Raw genomic sequence first — 10,943 nt, 5'->3', positions numbered from 1 at the left:
AAACGCCCGGTTACATTCCGAACCCGGAAGCTAAGCCTCACAGCGCCGATGGTACTGCAGGGGGGACCCTGTGGGAGAGTAGGACGCCGCCGAACTACCTTTAGAGCTCCGGCTCCTGGGCAAACAGCCCGGGAGCCGGAGCTTTTTTGCGTTGGGGTAAGGTCAGGAGGCATCGTCGGTATCTTTCCCACAGGAGGCCCCCGGGTGGAGGTCCAGGAGACCCGTGTTCAGACGGACCGGGTCCTCACCATCCCGAACATCCTCAGCATGGCGCGGCTCGTCGGCGTACCCCTCTTCCTGTGGCTGATCCTCCGGCCGGAGTTCGGTGGCCCCAAGAGTGATGGCTGGGCACTGCTGGTGCTGGCGTTGAGCGGGGTCAGCGACTACCTCGACGGCAAGCTCGCACGACGGTGGAACCAGGTCAGCAGCCTCGGCCGGCTGCTCGACCCCGCCGCCGACCGGCTGTACGTTCTCTCCACCCTCCTCGGTCTCACCTGGCGCGAGATTCTGCCGCTGTGGCTGACCGCTCTTCTCGTGGCACGCGAATTGATGCTCCTGGTGGCCGTGGCTGTCCTCAGGCGACATGGCTACCCGCCGCCGCAGGTGAACTTCCTGGGGAAGGCGGCGACGTTCAACCTGATGTATGCGTTCCCCTTGTTGCTGCTCAGTGACGGCAGCGGATGGATCGCGTCACTCGCGGCCATTTTCGGATGGGCGTTCGCGGGATGGGGTACAACGCTCTATTGGTGGGCAGGAGTCCTCTACGTGGTACAAGTCCGCCGTCTGGTCCGTGCGGACGCCACGGCCGACTGAGTTCCCCTCATCGAGGCAGCCGCGGGGACTCCGATGGCCCGCCTGGGAAAAGTGCGGGACAATCAGGACGGGTGCAGTCGGCTAGATCGTCGTCTCTTGGAGGAGGACGCTTCCGACATGAAGGCCGTCGTGATGGCCGGAGGCGAAGGCACGCGCCTTCGTCCGATGACCTCGAGCATGCCCAAGCCGCTCCTGCCGGTGGCCAACCGGCCGATCATGGAGCATGTGCTGAGGCTGCTCAAAAGGCACGGGCTGAATGAGACCGTCGTCACAGTCCAGTTCCTGGCCTCGTTGGTCAAGAACTACTTTGGTGATGGTGAAGAGCTCGGAATGGAGCTCACCTATGCCAACGAGGAGAAGCCGCTCGGAACCGCCGGCAGCGTCAAGAACGCCGAGGAGGCGTTGAAGGACGACGCGTTCCTCGTCATCTCCGGTGATGCCCTGACCGACTTCGACCTCACCCGGCTGATCGAATTCCACAAGGAAAAGGGCGCGATGGTGACCGTGTGTCTCACGCGCGTGCCCAATCCGCTGGAATTCGGCATCACCATCGTCGACGAAGAGGGCAAGGTCGAGCGTTTCCTGGAGAAGCCGACCTGGGGCCAGGTCTTCTCCGACACCGTGAACACGGGCATCTACGTGATGGAGCCCGAGGTGTTCAACTATGTCGACCCCGACGTTCCGGTCGACTGGTCCGGCGATGTCTTCCCGCAGCTGATGAAGGAAGGCAAGCCGATTTACGGCTATATCGCCGAGGGCTACTGGGAGGACGTCGGCACCCACGAGAGCTATGTGAAGGCGCAGGCCGACGTCCTGGAGGGCAAGGTCGACGTCGAGATCGACGGCTTCGAGATCTCCCCGGGAGTCTGGGTCGCCGAGGGCGCAGAGGTGCACCCGGACGCCGTGCTGCGCGGGCCGCTCTACATCGGCGACTACGCGAAGGTGGAGGCCGGCGCCGAGATCCGCGAGCACACCGTCGTCGGCTCCAACGTCGTCGTGAAGAGCGGGGCCTTCCTGCACAAGGCCGTCGTGCACGACAACGTGTACATAGGCCAGCACAGCAACCTGCGCGGCTGTGTCGTCGGCAAGAACACCGACATCATGCGCGCGGCGCGGATCGAGGACGGCGCGGTCATCGGTGACGAGTGCCTGATCGGTGAAGAATCGATCGTGCAGGGCAACGTGAGGGTGTACCCGTTCAAGACCATCGAGGCCGGCGCCTTCGTCAACACCTCGGTGATCTGGGAGTCGCGGGGCCAGGCGCACCTCTTCGGAGCCCGCGGAGTGTCCGGGATCCTGAACGTGGAGATCACCCCGGAGCTCGCCGTACGGCTCGCCGGCGCCTACGCGACCACGCTCAAGAAGGGCTCCACGGTCACCACGGCCCGCGACCACTCCCGGGGTGCCCGTGCGCTCAAACGGGCGGTGATCTCGGCCCTCCAGGCCAGCGCCATCGACGTACGGGACCTGGAGAACGTGCCGCTGCCGGTCGCGCGGCAGCAGACCGCGCGGGGCAGCGCGGGCGGCATCATGATCCGGACCTCGCCCGGGGTGCCCGACTCGGTCGACATCATGTTCTTCGACGGACAGGGCGCCGACCTGTCGCAGGCCAGCCAGCGCAAGCTGGACCGGGTCTTCGCGCGCCAGGAGTACCGGCGTGCGTTCCCCGGCGAGATCGGTGACCTGTACTTCCCGTCCAGCGTCTTCGACTCGTACACCGGGTCACTGCTGCGCAACGTCGACACCACCGGGATCGCCGAGTCGGGGCTCAAGGTCGTCGTGGACGCGTCGAACGGCAGCGCCGGACTCGTGCTGCCCAGCCTGCTCGGCAAGCTCGGGGTGGACTCGCTGACGATCAACCCCGGTCTGAACGAGGCCCGGCCGACGGAGACCGCCGACATGCGGCGCTCGGGTCTGGTGCGGCTCGGCGAGATCGTGGCGTCCTCCGGGGCCGCGTTCGGTGTGCGGTTCGACCCGGTGGGCGAGCGGCTGTCGCTCGTCGACGAGAGGGGCCGCATCATCGAGGACGACCGGGCGCTGCTGGTGATGCTCGACCTCATCGCAGCCGAGCGGCGCAGCGGCCGGGTGGCGCTGCCCGTCACGACCACTCGGATCGCCGAGCAGGTGGCCGCGTACCACGGCACCCAGGTGGAGTGGACGACGACCTCGCCCGACGACCTCACACGGGTCGGTGGCGAGGAGGGGACGATCTTCGGCGGCGACGGCAAGGGTGGGTTCATCGTCCCGGAGTTCAGCAGCGTCTACGACGGCACGGCGGCTTTCGTACGGCTCATCGGGCTGGTCGCGCGTACTCAGCTCACCCTGAGCCAGATCGACGCCCGGATCCCGCGTGCGCACGTCCTCAAGCGCGATCTGGCGACGCCGTGGGCCGTCAAGGGCCTGGTGATGCGCCGGGTCGTCGAGGCGGCCGGAGACCGCTTCGTGGACACCACGGACGGTGTGCGGGTGGTGGAGACCGACGGCCGCTGGGTGATGGTCCTGCCCGACCCTGCCGAAGCGGTCACGCATCTGTGGGCCGAGGGGCCCGACGACGCCTCCGCCCAGACGCTGCTGGACGAGTGGGCGGCGGTCGTGGACAGCGCCGGCCGGTAGAACGCGGGCCGGTGGAACAGGGCGCCGGCCGGTAAAACGGACAGCACGCACGCGTGCCGGACAAGTGTCCCCCAAGGGGGCCTGTCCGGCACGCCGGTGGGGCCATTCGGAGGTCACGGCCACGTCGTGCGACGATGTGCGGCATGCCGCAGCAACCCCCCATTCGGAGCAACCCCGCGCGGCCCTCCCGACCGGACGCCTCCATGTCGTTGATCACCAACGTCATGGACCACAGCCTCGACGACGGTTACGCCGAGTCCGCCGCTCGGAAGAAGGCCGCGGGCGAGAGCGGCATGCCGAAAACCGTCCGGGCGAAGCTCGGGCTGGCGGGCGGGCTGGTGCTGGCCGGGCTCGTGGTGACCGTGGGAGCGGCACAGGCCCGTGTGGCGGCCCCGGTCGTCGCCAAGGAGCGCCAGGAGCTGATCGACCGCATCGACAAGGAGACCGCGGCGGCCGACGAGCTCGAGGGCACCGTCGACAAGCTGAGGGACGACGTGAACGCGCGGCAGCGCGAGGCGCTGCGGCACACCGGCGGCAACCCGCAGGCCGACCTCGTGAGCATGCTGGCGGGCGCCAGCGAGGTGTACGGCCCCGGTATGAGGCTCGTGGTGGACGACGCCAAGGAGGCCGGCACGAGCGGCGGCGGCAATCCGCGAGGGACGTCGGGTTTCTCCGACACCGGCCGGGTCCGGGACCGGGACATGCAGCGGGTGGTGAACGGGCTGTGGCAGTCGGGTGCCGAAGCCGTCTCCATCAACGGGCAGCGGCTGACGGCCCTGTCGGCGATCAGGGCCGCGGGCGACGCGATACTGGTCGACAACAAGCCGCTGGTGCCGCCGTACACGGTGCTGGCCGTGGGCGAGGGGAAACGGCTGAGCGCCCGGTTCCAGGACAGCCCCGACGGGCTGTACCTCCAGGCCCTGAAGGACAACTACGGCATCCGGAGCAGCATCTCCGTGGAGAGCGACCTCCGGCTGGCCGCCGCACCGAGTGTGATCGTACGTACAGCACAGCCGAGCACTGAGAAGGGCACATCGTGATCGCCGTACTGGGCCTCGTCGTGGGAGTGGTGGCCGGCCTGTTGGTCCGGCCGGAGGTTCCGGCGGTCGTCGAGCCTTATCTGCCGATCGCCGTCGTCGCGGCGCTGGACGCCGTCTTCGGTGGCCTGCGGGCCATGCTGGACGGCATCTTCGACGACAAGGTCTTCGTCGTGTCGTTCCTGTCCAACGTGGTCGTGGCCGCGTTGATCGTCTTCCTGGGCGACAAGTTGGGCGTGGGTGCCCAGCTGTCCACGGGTGTCGTGGTCGTCCTCGGTATCCGCATCTTCTCCAACGCCGCGGCGATCCGACGGCACGTGTTCCGGGCGTGAGAATCATGAGCCACCAGGACGAGCAGCCCGGGAACGGGCAGCAGGACACCCAGCCCGAGCAGCAGCGGCTGCGCCAGGAGTTGCCCGAGGAGGTGCCCGCGCAGGCGGCCGCCGGTGAGGGTCCCAGCGTCGAAGAGAGTTCCGAGCCCGCGCTGACCGGTCGCCAGCGGCTGGCCCAGGGGCTGTGGCCGCCGCGCTTCACCCGGGCCCAACTCGTCGTCGCGCTGCTGCTGTTCGGCCTCGGCTTCGGACTCGCCGTCCAGGTCGCCTCCAACAGCAGCGGCGACAACGCGCTGCGCGGCGCCCGGCAGGAGGATCTCGTCCGCATCCTCGATGAACTGGACGACCGTACTCAGCGTCTTGAAGACGAGAAGCAGGGTCTGGAGAAGCAGCGCCAGGAGCTGGAGAACAGCTCGGACCAGGCCGAGGAGGCCCGCAGGCAGACGGCCGAGAAGGAGAAGCAACTCGGCATCCTCGCGGGCACGGTGGCCGCGCAGGGACCCGGCATCACGGTGACGGTCGAGGACACGAAGGGGACGGTCCGGGCGGACATGCTGCTCGACGCGATACAGGAGCTGCGCGCGGCCGGTGCGGAGGCGATCGAGGTGAACGGTGTGCGCGTGGTCGCGAACACTTATCTCACCGACTCCGGCAAGAGCGTGGACGTCGACGGGAACAAGATCAACGCCCCGTATCGTTTCAAGGTCATCGGCAAGCCGCAGGACCTCGAACCGGCGCTCAACATTCCTGGAGGCGTGGTGCAGACCCTGGAGAAGGAGCAGGCCACCGTGACCATCGACCGTTCGGACAAGATCGTCGTGGACGCCTTGCGGGCGGCGAAGAGGCCTGACTACGCTCGGTCGTCCTCGCGGTGAACCGGCGGTGCATGGCGCTCGTCCGGCAGGGGCATGAGGTTGCGGGGGGTCGGCGCATCGATTGGGTGGTGCGTGGTGGAAACTGTCTGGTGGATACGGACGTTGTGAAGATGTCCGGGTCGACCGGTGTATGCAGTCAGGGTTCGTCCTGCCCCACGGGCGGGTCTGTTTCGGTCAAGGGGAATCGCCCGTGAAGTTGTTTGCGAAGTTGTTCGGCAAGAGCGCGCGAGAGGGCGGCGAGAACGCGACGGCCCGTCATCGCGCACAGCCTGACGCCGAGGGCCAGCGTCCGCTGTTCAGGGACCAGGTGGCCGGTCAGGACGCGTCGTCGGTTGACCCTGCCCAGTCGGGCGGCATAGGTTTCGGGCAACCGTCGACCTCAGGTACGGCTGGAGGGTTTGCCGCCGGCCCGTACGCGTCCGATGCCCCCGCGGGGCAGCCGCGGCAGGAGGATCCGTCCATGTCGGCCCTGGTGTGTACGAGGTGCGGTAACCGCAACGCGCAGAACAGCCGCTTCTGCTCCAACTGCGGTGCGCCGCTGCGGCCCGGTGCGACGCCGGAGCGCTCGTCGGAGACGACCTCGACGATCTCGATCTCCGGTCTCGAGGCCTACGACGCCGAGGCCACCGGTCAGACGCCGATGCTCTCTCCGGAGGCGCAGGCGGCCGTCGACGCGCTGCCGCTGGGCTCGGCCCTGCTGGTGGTGCGCCGCGGTCCGAACTCCGGCAGCCGCTTCCTCCTGGACGGCGAGCTGACCACGGCGGGGCGTCATCCGCAGAGCGACATCTTCCTGGACGACGTGACGGTCTCGCGTCGCCATGTGGAGTTCCGCCGCAGCCCGGACGGCTCGTTCACGGTGGCCGACGTCGGCAGTCTGAACGGCACGTACGTCAACCGGGAGCCGATCGACCAGGTCGCTCTGTCCAACGGTGACGAGGTGCAGATCGGCAAGTACCGGCTGGTCTTCTACTCGAGCCGACAGGGCGTCTGACCTGTCAGGGAAGGTCCATGCGCCAATCACCGAGCGGCGGTGCCGGGCACGGCGCCGCCGCCACGGACAGTGGGCTGAAGAGCATCGGCACGGTGCTGAACGTGCTGCGCGACGAGTTCCCCGAGGTCACCGTCTCCAAGATCCGTTTTCTTGAGTCGGAGGGGCTCGTCGAGCCGCGGCGCACCCCCTCGGGGTACCGCAAGTTCAGCACCGACGACGTCGAGCGGCTGGCCCTGGTCCTGCGGATGCAGCGGGACCACTACCTGCCGTTGAAGGTGATCCGCGAGTACCTGGACGCGATGGAGCGCGGCGAGGCGGTCCACCTGCCGGCGGTCGGCCGGCAGCGTGACGCCTCGGCGGTGCCGGCGTCGGCCGAGGCCCCCACGGGGGCCCGGATCGGGCGGGCCGAGCTGCTCGCCGCCGCCGGCATCGAGGAGGGAGAGCTGCGGGAGTGGGAGTCGTACGGGCTGCTCACTCCGTTGGCGGACGGGGCCTACGGCGCCGAGGCGGTGACCGTGGCCTCGCTCGTCTCCGAGCTGGGGCGTTTCGGGATCGGGCCCCGGCACCTGCGGGTGATGAAGGCGGCCGCCGACCGTGAGGCCGGGCTCGTCGACCAGGTGGTGGCCCCGCTCAAGCGGCACCGCAACCCGCAGACCAGGGCACATGCGGAGGCCCGTGCCAAGGAGCTCGCGGAGCTCACGGTGCGGCTGCACACGGTGCTGGTCCAGGCCGCGCTGGGGGTGCGGCTGCCGTGAGCGGGCCGGGAGGCGGCCGGATCCTCCTCCCCTGACCGGCCCGACTACCCAAACGGTCGGGGCACCGCCTAGGGTTGCTGTGTGAACGAGCTCGATGTCGTAGGTGTCCGGGTCGAGATGCCCTCCAACCAGCCGATCGTGCTCCTGCGTGAAGTGGGAGGCGACCGTTACCTCCCCATCTGGATCGGGCCAGGGGAGGCGACGGCGATCGCCTTCGCCCAACAGGGCATGGCCCCTGCGCGACCGCTGACCCATGACTTGTTCAAGGACGTGCTGGAAGCGGTCGGCCAGGAACTCACGGAAGTGCGCATCACGGACCTGCGTGAAGGCGTCTTCTACGCCGAGCTGGTGTTCGCCAGCGGTGTCGAGGTGAGCGCCCGGCCGTCCGACGCCATAGCGCTGGCCCTGCGTACCGGGACGCCGATCTTCGGCAGCGACACGGTGCTCGACGACGCGGGCATCGCGATCCCGGACGAGCAGGAGGACGAGGTGGAGAAGTTCCGCGAGTTCCTCGACCAGATCTCACCGGAGGACTTCGGCACCAGTAGCCAGTGAAGCGCCCGCAGGAGCCACGGGAGACCGCCCCGCGGCCTCCCTCCGAGGCATTCGGATAGCCTTTCCCGGCGATGGGGTACGCGAAACCACTCTTAGGGTGATTATCACTCGGCGTGCCGAGTGTGGCGATCGTTGACGCACCCCTGGTGACTGCCTACCGTCGAGGAGGCAGGTCAAGGACGGAGGTCGGCGTGAGAAGCAGCGGCGACGGTACGGCTGGGGGTGCCCCCGGACGCAATGCCGGGGGAAGCGGTCCGTACCCTCCCCCGAGCTCTCGGCTCCGACCGAGCGGGGGGTATCCCCCTCCCGGGGGCGTGGCCGGTCGTGCTCCGCAGCGACCGACGGCGGTGCCGAGCAGCGGAGGGGCGGCGGCCATGGCTACCGAGCAGATCGGCTACCGCGGTCCGACGGCCTGCGCGGCCGCCGGCATCACTTACCGGCAACTGGACTACTGGGCGCGTACCGGGCTGGTCGAGCCGAGCGTGCGTCCCGCCCACGGGTCCGGCACCCAGCGTCTCTACAGCTTCCGGGACGTCGTCGTCCTGAAGATCGTCAAGAGGTTCCTCGACACCGGCGTGTCGTTGCAGAACATCCGTAGCGCCGTCCAGCACCTGCGCGAGTGCGGTCTGCGTGACCTGGAGCGGATGACGCTGATGAGCGACGGTGCCACGGTGTACGAGTGCACGTCGCCCGACGAGGTGCACGCCCTGCTCCAGGGAGGCCAGGGAATCTTCGGCATCGCCGTCGGCGTGGTGTGGCGTGATGTGGAGAGCGCGCTGTCGCAGCTGCACGGTGAGCGCATCGACACCGGGGAGACGCTCGTGGGGCACAACCCGGGTGACGAGCTCGCCCGGCGGCGCAACCGGGCCGTCTGAGCGGCCCCTCGGCCGGCTCCGGTCGTTTCGGCCACCGGCCCGGCCGGCATGGGCCCGATCAGCCCGCTCGGCCCCCGGACCGGCTTCGAGAGCCCGTACGGGTGCCGCCGGAACCGGGGCGTTGTCAGTGGCGTGGTGCAGCATCGTAGATGTGAGAACCGCACCCACGATCCTCCATCTCGACATGGATGCCTTCTTCGCCTCCGCGGAGCAGGCGTCCAAGCCGAGCCTGCGCGGCAAGGCCGTGGTCGTGGGCGGGCTGGGACCGCGCGGCGTGGTGGCCACGGCGTCGTACGAGGCGCGCGTCTTCGGCGTCCACTCCGCGATGCCGATGGCCCAGGCGCGGCGGCTGGCGCCGAACGCCGCGTACCTCGTGCCGCGCTTCGCCTTCTACCGCTCGATCAGCGAGCGGGTGATGGGCCTGCTGCGGGCGCTGTCGCCGCTGGTGGAGCCGCTGAGCCTGGACGAGGCGTTCGTGGACCTGGAGACCGGGGGAGCCGCCTGGGACGCGGAATCAGCGCGGCTGGCGGGGGCGAGGCTGCGTGCCGACATCCGGGCCGTCACGGGACTCACGGGGTCCGTGGGGCTGGCCGCCTCCAAGATGCTCGCCAAGATCGGCTCCGAGCAGGCCAAGCCCGACGGCCTGGTGCTCATCGAGCCCGGCACCGAGCGGGCCCTGCTCGGTCCGCTGTCCGTGCGGACCCTGCCGGGCGTGGGCCCGGCCACGGGCGACCACCTGCGGCGGGCCGGGATCCACACCGTCGAGGAGATCGCCGAGGCCGGCGAGGACGAACTCGTACGGCTGCTCGGCAAGGCGCACGGGCAGGCGCTGTACGCGATGGCGCTGGCCCAGGACGACCGTCCCGTCGTCGCCGAGCGCGAGACGAAGTCGGTGTCCGTCGAGGACACCTACGACGTGGACATCCACGACCGCGTCCGGGTGGCCCTGGAGGTGCAGCGGCTCGCCGACCGGTGCGTGGGGCGGCTGCGCGGGGCCGGTCTGTCGGGGCGCACCATCGTGCTGAAGGTGCGCCGCTACGACTTCTCCACCCTGACCCGCTCCGAGACCCTGCGCGGGCCCACCGACGACCCCGCGGTGATACGGGAGGCGGCCGCCCGGCTGCTGGACTCCGTGGACACCACGGGCGGCGTACGGCTGCTCGGCGTGGGCGTGTCCGGGCTCGCCGACTACACCCAGGAGGACCTGTTCGCGCAGGCCGCGGGCGCGCGGGCGGAGGGCCCGGCCGAGGAGCGCCCGGAGGAACCCGCCGAGCGGCAGCCGGCACCCACCGAGCGGCGGTGGCCGTCGGGCCACGACGTACGGCATGCCGAGTACGGTCACGGATGGGTACAGGGCAGTGGCCTCGGCCGCGTCACCGTGCGCTTCGAGACTCCTGAGTCCGCGCCGGGCCGGGTTCGCACCTTCCTCATGGACGACCCGGACCTGGAACCGGCCGAACCCCTTCCTCTGACTCCTCCGGTTCCGCCGGTTCCTCCCGCTCAGCTTTCGTCCGGACCCGAGCCGGAGCCTGCCAGCTTGCCGAAATGGTGGTCCGGAACGGTCGGTGGAGGGGCGACGTCGAGGCCGTAGTGGTGGTAGAGCTGCAGTTCCTGCTCGGGGGACAGATGGCGGCCCACGCCGAAGTCGGGGGCCTCCTTGATCAGTGCGCGGTCGAAGGGGACGTGCAGGGCGCCCTCGACCAGTTCGCTGGGTTCCAGGGGGACGAAGGCGTCCCGGGAGAACAAGCCGGTGCGTATGGCCGCCCACTCCGGCACACCGGTCGCGTCGTCGAGGTAGACCTCGTCCACCGTGCCGATCTTGTGGCCGCTGCGGTCGAACGCCTTGCGGCCGATCAGGTTGCGCGGATCGATCTCCGTCTGCACTGTCCCTCCACGTGGTCGCAACTCATCCGTAACCACTACAAAAGAGCACATTCAGTATGGCGGCCACTCGAAGACCCGTGCGGCTGCCCCGCTGGTAGGCTGGCTACGGCTGCTGACCCCGTGCGGGAGAGCCCTCCGGCACCACCGGGGGCGCCGAAGGAGCAAATCCTCCCCGGAATCTCTCAGGCCCACGTACCGCACGGACGAGGTCAC

General features: G+C 69.3%; 11 protein-coding genes, 1 rRNA gene and 1 riboswitch. Of the genes, 11 read left to right on the top strand and 1 reads right to left on the bottom strand.

Annotation, left to right across the window (positions count from 1 at the left end; all coding sequences use genetic code 11):
- The 11 genes from rrf to ACIQMV_RS26600 form a co-directional block, all read left to right on the top strand.
- A 5S ribosomal RNA gene (gene rrf / locus ACIQMV_RS26650) occupies window positions 1-95 on the top strand; the annotation flags it as partial.
- 109 nt (window positions 96-204) lie between these two features.
- On the top strand, window positions 205-813 hold the full coding sequence (locus ACIQMV_RS26645) for a CDP-alcohol phosphatidyltransferase family protein (protein WP_141362945.1): 609 nt from the start codon (window positions 205-207) through the stop codon (window positions 811-813).
- A 117-nt stretch (window positions 814-930) separates the two neighbouring features.
- Complete coding sequence (locus ACIQMV_RS26640; RefSeq protein ID WP_402595993.1) at window positions 931-3,426, top strand: sugar phosphate nucleotidyltransferase; 2,496 nt, start codon at window positions 931-933, stop codon at window positions 3,424-3,426.
- Window positions 3,427-3,569: 143 nt separating this feature from the next.
- Window positions 3,570-4,466: a DUF881 domain-containing protein gene (locus ACIQMV_RS26635; protein ID WP_253266219.1), complete on the top strand. Its 897-nt coding sequence runs from the start codon at window positions 3,570-3,572 to the stop codon at window positions 4,464-4,466.
- Window positions 4,463-4,795 carry a small basic family protein gene (locus ACIQMV_RS26630; protein WP_003988855.1) on the top strand — a complete coding sequence of 111 codons (333 nt, stop codon included), beginning with the start codon at window positions 4,463-4,465 and terminating at the stop codon, window positions 4,793-4,795. The genes ACIQMV_RS26635 and ACIQMV_RS26630 overlap by 4 nt, the downstream gene beginning before the upstream one ends.
- Before the next feature lie 5 nt (window positions 4,796-4,800).
- Window positions 4,801-5,670, top strand: a complete 870-nt coding sequence (locus ACIQMV_RS26625; RefSeq protein ID WP_402595992.1) for a DUF881 domain-containing protein — start codon at window positions 4,801-4,803, stop codon at window positions 5,668-5,670.
- A gap of 130 nt (window positions 5,671-5,800) precedes the next feature.
- Window positions 5,801-6,661: an FHA domain-containing protein gene (locus ACIQMV_RS26620; protein WP_172633035.1), complete on the top strand. Its 861-nt coding sequence runs from the start codon at window positions 5,801-5,803 to the stop codon at window positions 6,659-6,661.
- A gap of 17 nt (window positions 6,662-6,678) precedes the next feature.
- Window positions 6,679-7,416 carry a MerR family transcriptional regulator gene (locus ACIQMV_RS26615; RefSeq protein WP_402595991.1) on the top strand — a complete coding sequence of 246 codons (738 nt, stop codon included), beginning with the start codon at window positions 6,679-6,681 and terminating at the stop codon, window positions 7,414-7,416.
- 81 nt (window positions 7,417-7,497) lie between these two features.
- Entirely contained in the window at window positions 7,498-7,971 is a 474-nt protein-coding gene (locus ACIQMV_RS26610; protein WP_037684412.1) for a bifunctional nuclease family protein, read from the top strand.
- A 191-nt stretch (window positions 7,972-8,162) separates the two neighbouring features.
- Entirely contained in the window at window positions 8,163-8,846 is a 684-nt protein-coding gene (locus ACIQMV_RS26605; protein ID WP_141362958.1) for a MerR family transcriptional regulator, read from the top strand.
- Between the two features lie 151 nt (window positions 8,847-8,997).
- The gene (locus ACIQMV_RS26600) at window positions 8,998-10,437 is read left to right on the top strand and encodes a DNA polymerase IV (protein WP_402595990.1); all 1,440 of its coding nucleotides are present in this window, start codon (window positions 8,998-9,000) and stop codon (window positions 10,435-10,437) included.
- Here ACIQMV_RS26600 and ACIQMV_RS26595 read toward each other — a convergent pair.
- Window positions 10,347-10,730, bottom strand: coding sequence for a PRC-barrel domain-containing protein (locus ACIQMV_RS26595; RefSeq protein WP_172633036.1), 384 nt, complete (start codon window positions 10,728-10,730; stop codon window positions 10,347-10,349). The two genes, ACIQMV_RS26600 and ACIQMV_RS26595, sit on opposite strands and share 91 nt — an antisense overlap.
- Window positions 10,731-10,843: 113 nt before the next feature.
- Window positions 10,844-10,938: riboswitch (glycine riboswitch) on the top strand.
- Window positions 10,939-10,943: the final 5 nt, after the last annotated feature.

Source organism: Streptomyces sp. NPDC091412, assembly GCF_044756885.1.
Lineage (GTDB): Bacteria > Actinomycetota > Actinomycetes > Streptomycetales > Streptomycetaceae > Streptomyces.
This window is presented reverse-complemented; position numbering and strand designations above follow the sequence as displayed.